This window comes from Micromonospora sp. NPDC047670, from assembly GCF_043204915.1.
GTDB lineage: Bacteria > Actinomycetota > Actinomycetes > Mycobacteriales > Micromonosporaceae > Micromonospora.
In genome coordinates, this window is sequence record NZ_JBIDDA010000015.1 from 129,847 (window position 1) to 145,632 (window position 15,786).

Annotated in this window: 12 protein-coding genes; 2 read left to right on the plus strand and 10 right to left on the minus strand. The window is 75.2% G+C overall.

What is annotated here, in order from left to right:
- Nucleotides 1-19: 19 nt before the first annotated feature.
- From ACGF7U_RS27075 to ACGF7U_RS27090, 4 genes are all read right to left on the minus strand, one after another.
- Nucleotides 20-166, minus strand: coding sequence for a hypothetical protein (locus ACGF7U_RS27075; protein WP_393111315.1), 147 nt, complete (start codon nucleotides 164-166; stop codon nucleotides 20-22).
- 220 nt (nucleotides 167-386) lie between these two features.
- Complete coding sequence (locus ACGF7U_RS27080) at nucleotides 387-1,514, minus strand: flavin-containing monooxygenase (RefSeq protein WP_393111317.1); 1,128 nt, start codon at nucleotides 1,512-1,514, stop codon at nucleotides 387-389.
- Between the two features lie 190 nt (nucleotides 1,515-1,704).
- Nucleotides 1,705-2,025 carry a DMT family transporter gene (locus ACGF7U_RS27085; RefSeq protein ID WP_393111320.1) on the minus strand — a complete coding sequence of 107 codons (321 nt, stop codon included), beginning with the start codon at nucleotides 2,023-2,025 and terminating at the stop codon, nucleotides 1,705-1,707.
- Nucleotides 2,022-2,702, minus strand: coding sequence for an FMN-dependent NADH-azoreductase (locus ACGF7U_RS27090; RefSeq protein ID WP_393111322.1), 681 nt, complete (start codon nucleotides 2,700-2,702; stop codon nucleotides 2,022-2,024). Before ACGF7U_RS27090 ends, ACGF7U_RS27085 begins: the two co-directional genes overlap by 4 nt.
- A 150-nt stretch (nucleotides 2,703-2,852) precedes the next feature.
- Between ACGF7U_RS27090 and ACGF7U_RS27095 the strand changes: the two genes are divergently transcribed.
- Nucleotides 2,853-3,428 carry a TetR/AcrR family transcriptional regulator gene (locus ACGF7U_RS27095; protein ID WP_393111324.1) on the plus strand — a complete coding sequence of 192 codons (576 nt, stop codon included), beginning with the start codon at nucleotides 2,853-2,855 and terminating at the stop codon, nucleotides 3,426-3,428.
- A 128-nt stretch (nucleotides 3,429-3,556) separates the two neighbouring features.
- Here ACGF7U_RS27095 and ACGF7U_RS27100 read toward each other — a convergent pair whose 3' ends face one another.
- The 3 genes from ACGF7U_RS27100 to ACGF7U_RS27110 form a co-directional block, all read right to left on the minus strand.
- The gene (locus tag ACGF7U_RS27100) at nucleotides 3,557-4,786 is read right to left on the minus strand and encodes a trypsin-like serine peptidase (protein WP_393111326.1); all 1,230 of its coding nucleotides are present in this window, start codon (nucleotides 4,784-4,786) and stop codon (nucleotides 3,557-3,559) included.
- A 153-nt stretch (nucleotides 4,787-4,939) separates the two neighbouring features.
- Nucleotides 4,940-5,437, minus strand: a complete 498-nt coding sequence (locus tag ACGF7U_RS27105) for an iron chaperone (RefSeq protein ID WP_393111328.1) — start codon at nucleotides 5,435-5,437, stop codon at nucleotides 4,940-4,942.
- A gap of 123 nt (nucleotides 5,438-5,560) precedes the next feature.
- Nucleotides 5,561-6,016 carry a carboxymuconolactone decarboxylase family protein gene (locus ACGF7U_RS27110; protein ID WP_393111330.1) on the minus strand — a complete coding sequence of 152 codons (456 nt, stop codon included), beginning with the start codon at nucleotides 6,014-6,016 and terminating at the stop codon, nucleotides 5,561-5,563.
- 163 nt (nucleotides 6,017-6,179) lie between these two features.
- Between ACGF7U_RS27110 and ACGF7U_RS27115 the strand changes: the two genes are divergently transcribed.
- Entirely contained in the window at nucleotides 6,180-8,426 is a 2,247-nt protein-coding gene (locus ACGF7U_RS27115; protein WP_393111332.1) for an ATP-binding protein, read from the plus strand.
- 199 nt (nucleotides 8,427-8,625) lie between these two features.
- Here the strand turns inward: ACGF7U_RS27115 and ACGF7U_RS27120 are convergent, their stop codons facing one another.
- Genes ACGF7U_RS27120 through ACGF7U_RS27130 form a run of 3 tightly spaced genes read right to left on the minus strand, consistent with a single transcriptional unit; the run spans nucleotide 8,626 to nucleotide 15,442 of the window.
- Nucleotides 8,626-10,545 (minus strand): hypothetical protein, encoded by a 1,920-nt coding sequence (locus ACGF7U_RS27120; RefSeq protein WP_393111334.1) that lies wholly within the window; start codon nucleotides 10,543-10,545, stop codon nucleotides 8,626-8,628.
- Nucleotides 10,542-14,258, minus strand: a complete 3,717-nt coding sequence (locus ACGF7U_RS27125) for a DUF5682 family protein (RefSeq protein WP_393111336.1) — start codon at nucleotides 14,256-14,258, stop codon at nucleotides 10,542-10,544. Before ACGF7U_RS27125 ends, ACGF7U_RS27120 begins: the two co-directional genes overlap by 4 nt.
- A complete protein-coding gene (locus ACGF7U_RS27130; protein WP_393111338.1) occupies nucleotides 14,255-15,442 on the minus strand; it encodes an AAA family ATPase in 1,188 nt (395 codons plus the stop codon). The genes ACGF7U_RS27125 and ACGF7U_RS27130 overlap by 4 nt, the downstream gene beginning before the upstream one ends.
- Nucleotides 15,443-15,786 lie beyond the last annotated feature (344 nt).

The window sequence follows — 15,786 nt, forward strand, 5'->3', positions numbered from 1 at the left end:
CGGCGAGCGGGCCTCGGTACTACCGGAGGGTCCCGGCGTAGGCGGCAGTGCGTGCGTCGTCGTAGCGGCGCTGCGCGCGCTGCTCGGCAGTAGTGACCTCGGCGCAGGAGTCGCAGAACCGCACCGCCGCCGTCGCCGCCCGCGCTCGGCGAATACGTCCGAACATGACGTTCCCCTTCCGTCACGGACGCTGCCTTGACGTCCATCTAAGCAGAGACTGTCACGCTGATTAGAAGAATGTCAACCTAGACCCGTGTCAAAGCAAGCCGGGGGCGCACCCTCGTCGAACCGACGGCGGATGGCCCCGGCCACCGCCGTCGCAGCGCCGACGGGTGAGCGGTTCGAGCCCGGGCACCCGGACCGGAGCCCGGAGACGGCCTCGCGCCTCAGGATCGCTGGCCGCCGGCGCCGGCGGCCGTCGACTGGCGGCTTCCCCTCCGCCAGCGCCGGCCTCCGCTGGACACGTACCCGGCCAGGGCCGCGATGACGTGGGTGGCGTCTCGGCCGACACCCCGCAGGGTGTTGGACGAGAACGATCGCTGGAACTCGAGCCCCAGGTAGGCGAGCCCGGGATGGGTGGTGGAAAGGCCGCCAGCGTGCGCGGGCACGCCGCGGTGCAGCGCCCCGACGGGGGCGAGGTATCCGACGTCGGGTCGGTAGCCGGTAGCGAAGATCACCGCGTCGACGGGTTCGGTCGTGCCGTCGGGCCAGGTGACGCCGTCGGGGGTGAACGCGGTGAACATCTCCCGCCGGGTGAGGAGCCCGGAGGCGAGGGCGTCGCGGTAGACGCCGGTGTCGAGCACGGCGGCGTGCCGGATGAGGCGGGTGAGCAGCCCCCGCGGCATGCGGTCCGCGCCGGTGACGTCGAGCCAGTAGTGCAGATCCCGGCCGTGGATGCGCTGCGGAAGGAACCGGACGGGCGCTCGGGTGGCCAGGGTGACGGTGGCCCGCGGGGCCAGCTCGTGGGCGACCTGGATCGCGGAGTTCCCGGCGCCGACGACGACGACCCGCTTTCCGGCGTAAGGGTCGGGTCGGCGGTAGTCCGCCACGTGTCGCACCTCCCCGGCATAGTCGGGTCGGCCCGGCAGCACGGGCAGGTAGGGATTCCCGAAGGAGCCGCTGGCGGCGACGACGCCCGCCGCCGCGAGTTCCTCGCCGGTGTCGGTGCGGACGAGGTAGCCGCCCCCCGGGCGCGGGCGCACGGCCGTGACGCGGACGCGGGTGCGGATCTCGGCGTCGACGCTGCCGGCGTAGCGCCGCAGGTGGTCGACGGTCTCGTCCCGGGTCGGATAGCGGTCCGGGTCTCCCCCGTCGAACGCCATGCCGGGCAGCGCGCTGTAGCGGGCCGGGGAGAAGAGGGTGAGGCTGTCGTAGTAGGCCGGCCAGGAGCCGACCGGCTCCGCCCCGCCGTGCAGGACGATCGGGCGAAGACGCGCCGCGAGGGCGGCGCGTGCGGCGGCGAGGCCGGACTGGCCGCCGCCGATGATGACCACCGGTTCCGGAGAGGTACTCACACACCGATCGTATCGTCGTTTTGTTGAAAAACGATATGATCATGGCAAGCAGAGGTGTGGGGCAGGGATACAGTCGGCATCCGGCCCGACCCCCGGGGCGCGGGGACCAGGGCGGCGCCCCGACAGCGCCGGCGGAGGACACGCCCGGGTCGGCGCGCCCACCCGGACCGGCAACGGGGATCCGGGACGCTCAGTCGGGATTGGTGACCCGGGCGAGCACGATGCCGCCGATGATCAGCGCCAGCGCGGCGAAGCGGCCGACGCTCACCGGATCCTTGTGCACGACGACGCCCAGCGAGATCGCGCCGATCGCGCCGATGCCGGTGAAGACGGCGTAGGCCGTACCGACCGGCAGGTCCTGCATCGCCCGGGACAGCAGGTAGACGGCCGCGGCTCCGAGCGTCACGCAGAGCAGGGTCGGCACCGGCCTGGTGAAGCCCTGCGTCGGTTTGATGGTCTGCGACCAGACGATCTCGACCAGGCCGGCGAGCGCCAGGACGAGCCAGCTCATGCCCGCTGACCCGAGGGCGCGAGGGTCCCGGTGGCGACGGTTCCGGCCAGCTCGACCGCCGCCTGCCGGGCGTCGGCGTACGAACTGCGGTAGGAATCGCGCCACCCGTCCAGGGTCGGGTCCACCGTGGAGTTGACGAACTCGGCGTTGATGAAGGTGACGTCGTCCACCTGGAAGTGGCCGCGGAAGAAGTCCCGCAGGTAGCGCTCCTGGTGGTCGAAGGGCTCACGGGGGGCGCCGGGGGCGTAGGAGCCACCTCGCGCGCCGACGACGACGACCTTGGCCGCCAGTACGGCGCGCGGGAACGTCACCTGGTCGATCCACAGCTTGAGGCTGGCCGGGATCGAGAAGTTGTACATGGGTGCCCCGATCAACAGCACGTCGGCGGAGAGCAGCTCGGTGAGCAGCGGCTCCACCACCGCCCACGCCTCCCGTTGGGCCGGGGTGCGCACGCCTTCGGCGAGGCGGCCGGGGTCGGTGATGGTGTGCTCCAACGCGTAGTCGCAGATCTCGGTCCACGCCTCGCCGATGACCGGAACCGGGGCGGCGGCGAGATCCCGGTAGGTGTACCTGCCGTCAGGGAGGATGGCCCGCCACTTCTCGGCGAACGCCCTGCCCAGGGTGCGGGAGTGTGATGCCCGGCGGGCGCTGGCGTCCAGGTGCAGCAGGTGGGTCATGGCTCTGGTCCCTAATCGTCGAAGGAAACGGACGCGCTGTCCGCTTACGCCGAGACGCTAACACGCAAGTGGACATTGCGTCCACTTATCCGCGCCCGACGGCGGCGGGGCGGCGCACAAGCGGACGAGATGTCCGGTTAAGCTGTCGCGGTGGCGGACGATCTCCTGGCGTCGGGCCCCGGGGAGCGGGCCGACGCCGCAGCCAACCGACGGCGCATCCTCGCGGCCGCCGAACGCCTGTTCGCCGAGCGTGGACCGCAGATATCCATGACGGACCTGGCCACCGCCGCCGGCGTCGGCCGCGCGACGCTCTACCGTCGCTACCCGGACGTCACGTCGGTCGCCGTCGCCCTCCTCGACGTACACGAACAGCGGTTGCAGCGGCAGATGCTCTCCGGCCCGCCGCCGCTCGGGCCGGGCGCCCCGCCCCGCCGGCGCCTCACGGCGTTCTACGACTCCATGATCGACCTGCTCGAGCAGCACCTGCCGTTGGCGCTCGGCGCCGAACAGGGCGCCACCCGCTTCGCGGCCGGGGCCTACGGCTTCTGGCGGACGTTCGTCCTGTCCCTGATCCGGGAGGTCGGCTGGCAGGACGACGCCCTCGCCGACGCCCTTCTCGCGCCGCTCGCCCCGGAGGTGTACCGGTACCAGCGCCACGACCGGGGACGGACCGTCCCTGAGATCAAGTCGGCGCTCGCCCGCCTCGCGCACGTCCTGCCGGACTGAGGCCGGTGCGGGGTCACGATGCCGATGGTGCGGCTGCGGGCGCCGGCCCGGAGCCTGTGCCCGCGCCCCGACGGCCGCCGGCCGCCGGGGCGCGATGAGCGCCGCGGCGGCCGTCGTCGCCGCTGCCGTCAGCCGTTGTCGATCAGGCTGGCGATCTCGTTGTAGATCAGGTGCGCCTTCGCGCCCTGGTTCGACGGGCAGCCGCCGAGGTGGTGCAGGGCGATCACCCGGTGGCTGGCGTTCAGCACCGGCGAGCCGGAGTTGCCGCCGGAGGTGTCACAGCTGTAGCTGATGTTCCAGGTGTTGTAGTTCGCGTTCCGCACGGCGCACGTCGCACCGTTCTGCGTGTCCTCGTAGATCGACAGTCGCTTCGGGCTGCCGTCACCGTGCCCCGGGATGTACATCCGCGTGCCGGTGCTGGTGGCGGTCGTCGCCAGGTACAGCGTGCCGAAGCTCTGGATGCTGGTGAAGTTGTTCACCGAGTACAGGGCGTAGTCCAGTTCGCCGGACCCACCGCTGCTCACCTTGTAGAGCGTGGCCCCGCTCACCTTGGTGCCGGCGCCGGGGTTCGCGCCGCCACAGGTGGCGCACTGGTAGTTGAACTGCATCTCGCTGCCGCTGACGGCGGACTGCGTCGAGAAGCAGTGCTTGTTGGTCAGCATGCGGTTGGTGTTGCCGACCCGCCAGGTGGTGCACATCCCGCCGCCGCTGATCAGCAGCCGCGCCACCGCCATGCCGCGGGCGTACTCGGTGGGGTGACTGTTCTGGTAGCAGACCACGTCGCGGCGGGCGTCGGTGCTGCAGACGGACTGCGTGGAGAGGTTGTACTGCGCGATCTCCGTGCGGTCGTAGCCGCGCCAGAACCGGTCGATGGTGGCGGCGCTGCCCCGGGAGGGGCGGCTGCTGTGCAGCGTCACCACCGCGGTGTCGCCCTCCACCGACATCGCCCAGAAGCCCGGCTGCCCGTCCGTGGTGTAGTCCGAGCCGGTCGCCCGGTTCAGGTAGCGGTCGTAGCGGTAGCTCTCCCGGCCGTCGGGGCTCGACACGGTCACGTAGTCGCCGTCAGCCAGTCGCAGCGCGCTGAAGTGCACCTTGACGTACGACGCGCCGGGGTGCCGGATGATCTGCGTACGGCCGTTCCGGGCGTAGGACAGCGATCCGTCGACGGTGCGGAGTTCGCCGACCGTGGTGACGCCCTCGGCCGAGAACTGATCCGACTCGGGTGCCCGTTCGGAGTGCGGTGCGAGAGGTTGGGCCGCGGACGCCTCGGCGGCGGGTACCGACAGCAGACTCAGCCCGAGTGTGCAGGCGCCGAGTGCGACCGCCGCCGTTCGTAGGCGGCGCAGGGCATGTTTCATCGTCGCTCCTCCCGAAGAACCAGCACCCAGTCGTGCTTGCAGCCTTCATACACGAGGCAACCGATATATGTAAACCTATCGATGAATTGTGGATCTCCGCGGCGGGACGCCGGACGAGGCAGATCCGACATCCCGCCGAGGAGGGCCCGGCCCTCAGCTCACCGCCTGCCTCACGAGCGCGCCGATCCTGGCCTCCTGCTCGGCGGTCAGCTCGGCCAGCGCGAAACAGGTCGGCCACATGACGCCGTCGTCGAGGTTCGCCTCGTCGCTGAAGCCGAGCACCGCGTACCGCGTCTTGAACTTCGCCGCACTCTGGAAGAAGCAGACCACCTTGCCGTCGCGGGCGTACGCGGGCATCCCGTACCAGAGCTTGGCGGTGAGGATCGGCGCGGTGGCCTTGACGACGGCGTGCAGGCGCTCGGCGATCACGCGGTCGGACTCCGCCATCTCGGCGATCTTCGCGAGCACCTCGCTCTCCGGGTCGGCCTTGGCGCCGCGCCGAGCGCCCTTCTTCAGCTCCTTGGCGCGCTCCTTCATCGCGCTGCGTTCCTCGTCGGTGAAACCCTCGTGCTTCTCGCCGTTCTCGGTGGCGGCCTTCGTGCTCTTCGTGGCGGTCTTCGTGCTCTTCGTGCTCTTCGTGGCGGTCGACATGGCGACGTCCTCTCCGTGACGTGTGGCTATCGGGCGGTACTGGTCGGTGGGGCCCGGTCCGGGCCGACTCCCACCGGTTGCGTCAGCGTCGATCGGCCTCTTCGGCCGTCGTCAATTTTTGGATCACCACCTGCCCGCCTGCTGACGGGTCGGCGCGTTGAGCCGGTTGACGGCGTTGGTGAGCGCGATGTTGAGCAGCAGGGCGGCCAACTCCTTCTGGTCGAAGTGCGTGGCGGCCACGTCCCACACCTGGTCCGGCACCGGGTCCGGCTGGTCGGCGAGCCGCGTCACGGCCTCGGTCAGGGCCAGCGCGGCGCGCTCGGAGTCGCTGAACCAGGGCGTCTCCCGCCACGCGGCCACGGCGTGCAGCTGGTCTGCGCTCACGCCGTGCTGGCGGGCCTGGTGGACGCCCCCGACCACGCACGGGCCGCAGCCGTTGATCTGGCTGGCCCGCAGATGGCTCAGCGCCAGCAGCCTGCCGTCCACCCCGGCACCCGCGATCGCCCTGGTGACCGCCATCAGGGCCGCCATCGCCTCGGGGACCAGAACCGCCGGGTTCGGCATGCGCTCGGTCGACATCGCCGCTCCTTCGTCGTGGGTGTCTCTGACCGGAGTCATCCGACCATCGGCGGGCCGGGGCCCGCGCGGTCCGTGGGACACCGTGGGACACGTAGAACGCGCTCCAGCAGCGCAGACGCACCGCCGATCCGTCTCGGTGGGCCGGGACGGTACGGTGTCGCGCGTGTCCAGCCCCCACGAGCGACTGGTGACCCAGCTCGCCCGGATCAAGGAGCTGAGCGGGCTCAGCCTGCGCGCCCTCGCGCGCCAGGCCGATCTGAGCAGCTCGTCGCTGTCGCGGTACCTGACCGGTCAGCTCGTGCCGCCGTGGGAGGCCGTCGTGGCGCTGTGCCGGGTGGTGGGCCGCGACCCCCGGTCACTGCGCCCGGTGTGGGCCGAGGCGGCCAGGGCCGGCGCCGCGCCCGCCCCGCGCCGCAACGACCTGCCGGCCGACCTGTTCGACTTCACCGGCCGGGAAGCGGAGTCCGCGCTGGTCGAAGAGCTGCTGCACAGCACCGGCGCGGTCGCGATCGACGGCATGGCGGGCGTGGGCAAGACCAGCCTGGCCGTACACGTGGCCCACCGGCTCGCCCCTGCGTACCCGGACGGCGGGCTCTACCTCGACCTGCACGGCTTCACCCCGGGCCAGGATCCGCTGGAGCCGCCGGCCGCGCTGGGCCGGCTGCTGGGCGCGTTGGGCGTGACGCACCCGCCGGCCGGCACCGCCGAACGCGCGGCGCTCTGGCGCTCGGAGCTCTCGCGCCGGCGGGTTCTCGTCGTGCTCGACAACGCCGTCGGCGCGGAGCAGGTGCGCCCACTGCTCCCCGGCGCGGGGAGGTCGGCGGTCCTGCTCACCAGCCGCCACCGGCTGGTGAGCCTGGACGGGGTGCCGCCGGTGTCGCTGGAGCCGCTGGCCGACGGCGACGCGGCACGCCTGTTCGGCCGGGCGGCCGGGCTCACGCTCGCCGAGGAGGAGGCGGTCAGCCAGGTGCTGCGGCAGTGCGGCGGGCTCCCGCTGGCGCTACGCATGGCGGGGGCGCGGCTTCGCCACCGCCCCGGCTGGACGGTGGCGGTGCTGGCCGAGCGGCTGCGCGACACCGCCAACCGCTTCGACTCCGCGTTCGGCATGTCGCTGCGGCAGCTCGACGGGGTCCAGCGCCGCGTGTTCCGGCTGCTGGGCGTCCTGCCGGGCGCCGACTTCGACGCGGCGGTGGTGGGCGCGCTCACCGACCTGCCGGCCGACCGGACCGGCGCCGCGCTGGAGGAACTGGTCGACGCCCACCTGGTCCAGGAGCCCTCGCCCGGGCGGTACCGGATGCACGACCTGATCCGGCAGTACGCGGCGGACATCGCCGCCGACGAGGAACCACAGGCCGACGCCGCCCTGCGTCGGGTCCTGGGGCACTACCTGGCCCGGGCGGTCGCCCACGACCAGACGCTGCCCTCGCCGCACCGCAGGGAACCCGCACCGGGAGACCCGGCGAGGGCCATGGCCTGGTTCGACCTCGAGTACGTCAACCTGGTGGCCTGCTTCGACGTCGCCGTCCGGCTCGGCGTGGACGAGGTGGTGGCCGAGCTGCCGCAGGCCATGCGGGTCTGGTTCTTCCGGCACCGCGGCACCGACGACCAGACACGCATGCTCGAAGCGGCCGCGGCCGCCGCCGCACGTCTCGGCCGCGACCAGCAGCGGGCCGCGCTGCTCGCGGATCTCGGCTACGCCTGTGCCGCCGCCGGACGACTCACCAGGGCGCTCTCCGCCTACGAGTCGGCGGAGCGGGCAGGGCCGGACGACGACACCGCGGCCGCGCTGGCGCTGCGCATCGGCCTCGTACGCCGGGATCTCGGTGACCTCGAAGCGGCGCAGGCGCAGTTCCGGCGGGCACGCGAGCTGTTCGAGACGATCGGGCGCCCCGCCGGGCAGTCCCAGGCGCTGGCCTTCGACGGATGGGTGACCCTTCACCTCGGGCGGCACCACGAAGCCGTCGAACTCGCCCGGGCATCCGTCGCCCTGGCGGACGGGCCCGCACAGATCACCGGGCTCGTCACCCTCGGTGTCGCGTTGGCAGCGGACCACCCGGCGGAGTCGCTGCGGGCGCTGCGTCACGCGCTGCGGCTCTCCGAGCAGAACAACCTGCAACACAACCAGGCCTGGTGCCACAACTACCTCGGTGTCGCGCTGCGGGTCATGGGCTCACCCGAGGAGGCGCTCGAACACCACCGGCGGGCCTTCGAGCTGCTGGAGCCGCTGGCCGAGGTGCAGTTGGAGATCGACGTCCTGCACACCTACGCCGAGACGTGCCGCGCGGCGGGGCGCCACGACGAGGCGCTGGCGCTGCTCGACCGGATCATCGAGATCGCGCGCGAACTGGACCGGCCGCACGACGAGAAGCTCGCCCGCACGGCGCGGGAGAGCGTACGCGCGGGCGGCTGAGCCGGCGCCGTCCGTACGCCCCGTTCGAGCGCCGTTCGCCTCGAGGTAGCGAACCCGTCCGACCAGCGCAGGCCGCGCCGCCCGAGGGCCGGCGCCCGCCCGGGTTCGGGCGGGCGCCGACCCCGGCGGCCCGCGCCGCGGCCGGCGATCGCGTGCCCCACCAGCCGCCGTGAACTCGACGTCTACGGATCCCGGCAGGTCAGCCGACGGGCGGGGCGGTCCAGGAGGACCGGACGAGCTCCCGTTCGGCGGCCGCGAGGTGGGCGGTCACGGCGAGCCAGGCCCAGGCGTACCGGTCCGGGTCGGGATCGGTGAGCCGGCCGAACGTGTCCCGGCCGCGCCGGTCGGACTCGTCGGCGAGCGCGGCGGCCACCGCGGCGGCGGTGGTGAAGCCGGCGCGACGCAGCGGACCGGCCAGCCCGACGCCCTCGCCACGGGCCGCTTCGGCGACGGCGCGGCGACCGCCGGAGACGGCCAGCTCCACCAGTCGGCGGACCCGCCACAGCGGGGACTCCGCGACCGTGTCGGCGCCGACGGCGAGGACCGGCTCGGTCATCGCGGCCGGGTCGCGCGGCGGTAGGTGGCCGCCCTGGATCTCGTCGTAGCCGAGGTCCGCCCGGCCGTGCCAGTCCGCCGGCAGCCGCAGCGTCGTGGCGGCACCGGGCACCGGGCCGACCGCGAGCGGGTGCAGCGTGCCGGCCCGGTCCGGGTCCAGCCGGCCGACCACCCGGATCCGCAGGCCGGGCCGGGAGGCGAGCCGCCGCAGGTTGGCCACGTGGGCCAGCAGCGGGTGGGAGTTGACCGGCGCCAGCCGGATCACCGGTCCGTCCGGCACCGGCGCGCGGTCCGGCGCGGCGTCGGTGCCGGGGGCCAGCTCGCGGGCCAGCACCTGGTCACCGGCGGCACCCACCACCACCAGGTCACAGCCGACCAGCGCGGTCCCGGCGCGGGCCGGGTCCTCCGGGTCGTCGGTGGCGAGTTGCGCGGTCACCACCTCGGCGAGCGGGCGGGTGAAGAGGTCCGCCAGCGGCCCGGTGGACCAGTCGGTCCTGGTGAGTGGGGTGGCCCGGACGCCCTTGCCGGCGCCGAGCCGGCCGTCCGGGGAGACGGTGGTGCCGGTGATCCGCAGGCCACCGCGGGACAGCACCGCGTGGTCGACCGCCACCGCGCCCATCTCGGTGACCGCCCGGGCGCAGTCCCGTGCCCGGTCCGGGCCGCCCGGTTTCACGTCGCCGAAGGAGAGTTGGCGCCCGTCGGCGGCGACCAGATGGGTGACCACCCCGGCGTACCCGGTCGCGCTGATCACCGGTTCCCGGCAGACGCCGTACACCTCCAGCGTGCCGTCCGGCTGGTAGGCCCGCCGGAGCACGCCGACCAGCGCCGGGTCGGGGTCGCCGGCGGCCAGCCGGCCCGCCACGTACAGCAGGTCGTGCAGCACCTCGACCAGCTCGGCGAGCCGGTGGCCGTTCTGCCGTCCCCGGTGCGCGCGCAGGCCACGTACCGTGCGCAGCGCGGCGCTCTCGGCCCGGGGCAGGCCGGCCAGCCGGGCGCTGTGGGCGGCCCGCAGGAGTTCGGCCTGGGGGACCGCGCCGGCGGCCGGCACGCCGGCCGCGAGCACCGCGGCGGCCGCCCGCCACAGCGCGCCGGCGGCGGCCCGTTGCGCCTTCGTCGGTGCCGTGCTCCGGCCGGTACGACCGGCGGTCGCGCCAGCCGATCGTCCGGTCCCCCCGGTGGCCGCGCCGGCGTGGTCCGACGTCGACGGCGCGGCGGCGGTGGCCGCCGGATCGGGGTGGGTGGCCGGGTCGGCGACCGGGCAGGCGACCAGGACCGCGGTCCGGTGCAGGCAGCGGGGCGCCAGCAGGCAGCTGCACCGCGCCTGGTGCGGGTCGGTGACCGCGCCGGTCGGCCCGGGCGTCAGGGTGACCAGGGCCTCGGGGCCGCAGTCGACCGAGACGCCGCCGTCGACCCGGCCGACCGGTACCCCGGCCAGCCGTTCGACGGTGGCGTCCAGCCGCTTGTGCAGCCGGGGTGGCAGGGCCGCCACCGCCGCGGCGGCGACCCCCGGCAGCACCGGCGGCAACCGGTCGGTGTCCGCGGCGGTGAGTGTGCGCTCCGTCAACGTGATCCTCCGCGTACGCGGTCGCCCACCCAGCGGGCGAGTTCGAGCGGGCTGAGAGCGGCGACCGGCATCCCGGCCGCGACGAGCTGCTCGGCGACCGGCACCGAGTAGCAGGGCACTCCCCTGTCGTTCAGCGCGGCGCAGCCGAGCAGGTGCACGCCGGAACCGGCCAGCGTGCGGACCTCGCCGAGCAGCCCGGCCAGCGGGTAGCCCTCCTCGAAGTCGCTGACCACCGCGACGATGGTGCGGCTCGGCACGGTCACCAGCGAACGGGCGTGGGCCAGCCCGGCGGCGATGTGCGTACCGCCGCCGACGCGCACCTCCAGCAGCAGCGACAGCGGGTCGTCGACCCGGTCGGTCAGGTCGACCACCTCGGTGGAGAAGGCGAGGAAGTGAGTGGACAGGGTGGGCACCCCGGCCAGTACGGCGGCGGTCAACGCCGACCACACCACCGACGCCTCCATCGAACCGGACACGTCGACCACCAGCACCAGCCGCCAGTCGGCCTCCCGGCGGGTCCGGGTGTTGAAGACCGGCCGTTCCGGCACCACCACCGTCCGGCCGTCGCCGAGCCGCTGGGTGTGCGCCAGGTTGGCTCGCAGCGTACGGGCGAGGTTGATCCGGCCGCCGGGTCGGCGGGACGGACGCGGGTTGGTCAGCCCGGTCAGCGCCGGACGCACCTGGGTGGCCAACTGCTTGGTCAGCTCCTCGACCAGCCGCCGCACCAGCGGCCGCAGCTTGGCCAGGTGCCCCTCGGGCAGGCCACCGGCCAGCGACAGCACCGAGGTCAGCAGCTCCATCGAGGGGCGCACGGCGGCCGGGTCGAGCTCGGTGAGCACGTCGGCACGGCCGCTCTCGGCCGCCCGGGCGATGACCTCCTCGCGTACCGCGGTGCCGAACAACGCCTCGAGTTCGTCGGCCCACTCGCGCGCGGTCGGGAAGGAAGCCTCCTGGCCGCCGCCGGCCGCCTGGCCGAGGTCGGTGGCGCCCTCGCCCTGACCCGCCCCGTACAGCTCGTCGAGGGCGCGGGCGTAGCGGCGGGCGTCGGAGGGCAACCGGTCGGGTTGGCGGCCGAGCAGCAGCCGCCACCGGTCCGTGGGGGTGAGCCCGCCGCTCGGCGTGTCCGGCTCGGGCGCGACGCCGGCCGGGGCGTCGGCGGAGCCGGTCGGCGGGCCCGGGATCGGGAGGTGACGGGCGAGCAGGGCGGCCCGGCCGGCCGCGTCGGCGGCGGCCCACCGGGCCAGCAGCTCGGGCGGGGCGGACAAGGCCAGATCGAGCCGGTCGCCCAGCCGTTCGGCGACGGTGTGCAGCAGCCGGTCCCGGGCCGCCGGGGTGAGCACGTCGAACCCGCCACGCAGCGCCGGCAGCCGGTCCAGGAAGTCGGCGTCGGTGAGCCGCTCGACCCGCTCCAGCAGCGGGTCGAGCGCGGCCGGGGCGGACTGCAGCAGCGGGTGCGCCGCGGTGAGCAGACCACCGAGCAACCGGTGCAGCTGCCGCCGGGTGTCCGGTCCGGTCGCCGCGTCGATCCAGCCGGCCACCCGGCCGCCCAGGGTCTCCAGATCGGTCAGGTCGAGCAGCACCCGGGCGGCCAGGGCGGCGCCCTGGATCAGCGACGAACCGTTCCGGGCCAGGTGGTCGAGGGCCTCGTCCAGGCGCAGGCCGATCCGGTCCTCGCCAGCGCGGACCGCGAGGTCGACCAGCGCGGCGGCGTCGGCCGTGGCGTCGCTGCCGGCCAGGCCGGGCAGCCCGCGGACGGCCGCGTCCAGCAGCACCACGGCCAGCTCGGCCGCCCGGGCCCGGCCGTCGGCGGTGGTGCCGGGCAGGTGTTCGCGGCGCAGCGCCTCCAGCAGGTCCAGTGCGGCCAGCAGCTCGGGCAGCGTGCCGGTGCCCGGCAGCACCGTGGCGGCCAGTTCGAGCCGGTCGGTGACCAGCTCGGGCAGGTCGCAGCGGGCGGCGTCGCGGAGCCCGACGAGCAGCTGCGCGGGGGTGGGGCCGCCGTCTGCGGCCTCCCGGCGGAACCGCTCGCGCAGGGTGCCGGCCGCGGCCAGCGCCGCGGTCACCCCGCGTACGCCGACGAGGTCCAGCCGGGCCGCCACGGACGGCGTCCAGGCCAGTTGCCAGCGGGTGGTCAGGGCGGCGCCGTCGCCGGTGCCGGACACCGCGATCGGCTCGCCGTAGCCGACGCCGCAGACCTGGAGGCGTTGCAGCAGGATCTCCCGCCGCCCGTCCAGCTCGGTGCGCAGCGGGTCCAGCCGGACCTCGCGGGGCTTCGGGCTGTCCGGGTTGGGCAGCCGCAGCGCGGTCAGTTCCGCCTCGACCGCGGGGCCGAGCCCGGACCGCGGCGTACCGGGAGCGACGCGGCCCCGTTCCGCGCCGACCAGCACGACTTCCAGGGCCTTGGCCAGCGCTCGGCCGCGGCCGAGCAGTTCACCCTGGCCGAGCACGGTGGTGACCGCCTCCAGCACCTCGCCCCGGCCCGGGGCGGGCAGATCCCGCAGCCGGGCCAGGTCGCTGGCCAGCCGCACGGTCTCGGCGGCCTCGCCGGTGCCGGCGGTGTGGCCGGCCGCGCGGAGTTCCCGGCACAGGTCGGTGACCGCCCGGGCGGCGGCGGCCCGGATCCGTTCCGGGTCGCCGGCGGCGGTGAAGACGGACTGCTGCCAGCGCGGGTCGCGGATCCCGGCCGGGTAGCCGGACCGGGAGTCGAGCAGGTCGAACGCGTACGGCACCAGCGAGGTGACCGTGCCGCCGCCGTCGGTGGTGGCCGGCCCCGGCGGGGTCGTCACGGACCGGACCGGCCCGGTGGGGGCGGTGACGGGCCGGGTGGGCGCGGCACCTCCGGCCGGCCCGGCCGCCCGGGCCGGGTCGGCGGCGGTGTCGGCCGACGGGGCGGCGAGCAGGGCCGGGGCGTGGAAGGCCCCGACGACGGCGGCGACCCGCCGACCGTCGACGCCGGCCTCGGCCAACACCCGGCGCATGTGCCGCTCGCGCGCCAGGTCGCGGGCCGGTACTACGCCGTCGCCGTTGGCGCTGTCGGTGCGCATCGCCCAGCCGACGCCGAGGGCGGCCCGGCGGACGGCCTCGGGCGGGCAGCCCGGGGCACGCACCTCGACCACCCGGTCCCACAGGTCGTCGCCGTCCCGGCCGGTGCCGCTGGCGCTGAGCGCGGCGGCGAAGGACCGGCGCAGGCCGGGCACCGGCCCACCGGCGTCCGGGCCGGGATCGCCGCCGGCGGCCGGGTCGGCACCGCCGGCCGGGTCGGTGCCGGCGGCGGTCCAGCCGGGGTCGGCCAGCGGCAGGTCGCAGCAGACCACCTCGACGCCGCGCTGCCGGGCCCAGCGGATCGCGGCCAGTTCCGGCGAGAAGTCGGCGAACGGGTAGAAGCCCATCGGCCCGTCGGCGCCGTGGCTGCCGACCAGCGCCAGCGGGGCGCGGGCGGCCGGGTCGGACAGGTACGGCAGCCAGCCCTGGAAGTCGGCCGGCAGCTCGACACAGACCACCTCGGCCCCGGCGGCGTCCAGCAGTGCCGGGACCACCGCCGCCAGCGCCGGGCTGTGATGCCGCACCCCGATCAGGTACGGCCGGACCGAACCGGCGAGCGCGTCGACCACGGCCCGCGGATCGGCCGTCGTCGGGTCGGCCGTCGACGGGGCGGCCGGCACCGGGCCGGCGGTCGGCGGGGCCGCGCCGGGCGGCGTGCTGGACAGGATCGTCACCGCAGGCTCTCCCGCAGGTCCCAGAGCCGGCGCCACATCGCCGAGCCGTCCTCGGCGCGGCGGCGGACCGGCCCGTCCCAGTAGCCGAGCAGCCGGGCGTGGTCGTTCTGGTCGTCCTTGCGGACCACGCCGAGCAGGTGCCCGGGCACCAGGTCGAGCGCGTCCCCGCCGGGCAGGTACGCGGCGGCCAGGCCGAGCGACACCGCCACCTGCACCGCCTCCGCGGTGGACATCACCGTGCCGGGCCGCTCCACGTCCCAGCCCTCGCCCGACCGGCCGGAACGCAGGTCGCGGAACACGGTGACCAGCGCGTCCAGCACCGCGTCGTCCACCGTGTACGCCGCGCCGGCGCGCTGCACGGCGGCGGTGGCCTGCCGGCGCACCAGGTCCGTCTCGGTGTCGGCGTCCGAGATCGGGTGGATGGTCTCGAAGTTGAACCGGCGCTTGAGGGCCGAGGACATCTCCGACACGCCGCGGTCCCGCAGGTTGGCGGTGGCGATCACGGTGAACCCGGGCATCGCGCGGATCAGGCCGTCCTCGGTGCCGGCCAGCTCGGGCACGTTCATCCGCCGGTCCGACAGGATGGACACCAGCGCGTCCTGCACCTCGGGCAGGCAGCGGGTGACCTCCTCGATCCGGACCACCCGGCCGGTGCGCATCGCGGTCAGCACCGGCGAGTCGACCAGCGCCTGCGGGGTCGGGCCCTGGGCGAGCAGCAGGGCGTAGTTCCAGCCGTACCGGAAGGCGTCCTCGGTGGTGCCGGCGGTGCCCTGCACGGTCAGCGCGCTGGTGCCGCAGACCGCGGCGGCCAGCAGCTCGGACAGCATGGACTTGGCGGTGCCGGGCTCGCCGACCAGCAGCAGGCCCCGCTCACCGGCCAGGGTGACCACGCACCGCTCGACCAGGCTCCGCTCACCGATGAACTTCGGCGCGATGGTCATGCTGGCCGGCAGTTCGGCGCCGCCCGGACCGGTGCGCCGGTCGGCGGGCAGCTTGAGCGCCTCGCCGTCGCTGCCCTGGATGAAGGTGACCACGGCGCGCGGGGTCAGCGCCCAGCCCGGTGGCCGGGCCCCGTCGTCGTACGCGGCCAGGAAGGCCAGCTCGTCGGCGTACCGCTGTTCGGCGGAGAGGACCTGGGCGGTCTCCGGCGCCGCGGTGGGGCGGACGTGTTCCGTCACGGTCACGGGTGATCCTCGATCTCTCTGGTTCGGATGGGTGTTCGGGCCAGGGGTCGGCGGCGGGGTGGTGCCGCGACGGCCGGGGCGGCCGGGGCGGCCCCCCCCCCCCCCCCCCGCGGGGGGCCCCGCGGGGGGCGCCGGGGGGGGGGGGGTGGCCCCCGGGGGGGCCCCCCGCGCCGCGGCGGGCCCCCCCCCCCCGGGCCGCCCCCCGGGCGGGCCCCCCCCCCCGCGGGGGGGGGCGCCCCCCCCCGGGGCCCCCGGGCGCCCCCGGCCCCCCCGGCGGGGGGCCCCCCCGCGACCGCGTCGGCCACCGCGCCGGCGTCGGTCACGTCGACGCGCAGGTAGCGCAG

Excerpts from the sequence above, each read along its gene's own strand:
- ACGF7U_RS27075 (WP_393111315.1), bottom strand. The coding sequence starts at position 166 with ATGTTCGGACGTATTCGCCGAGCGCGGGCGGCGACGGCGGCGGTGCGG.
- ACGF7U_RS27090 (WP_393111322.1), bottom strand. The coding sequence starts at position 2,702 with ATGACCCACCTGCTGCACCTGGACGCCAGCGCCCGCCGGGCATCACAC.
- ACGF7U_RS27100 (WP_393111326.1), bottom strand. The coding sequence starts at position 4,786 with ATGAAACATGCCCTGCGCCGCCTACGAACGGCGGCGGTCGCACTCGGC.
- ACGF7U_RS27110 (WP_393111330.1), bottom strand. The coding sequence starts at position 6,016 with ATGTCGACCGAGCGCATGCCGAACCCGGCGGTTCTGGTCCCCGAGGCG.
- ACGF7U_RS27085 (WP_393111320.1), bottom strand. The coding sequence starts at position 2,025 with ATGAGCTGGCTCGTCCTGGCGCTCGCCGGCCTGGTCGAGATCGTCTGG.
- ACGF7U_RS27105 (WP_393111328.1), bottom strand. The coding sequence starts at position 5,437 with ATGTCGACCGCCACGAAGAGCACGAAGAGCACGAAGACCGCCACGAAG.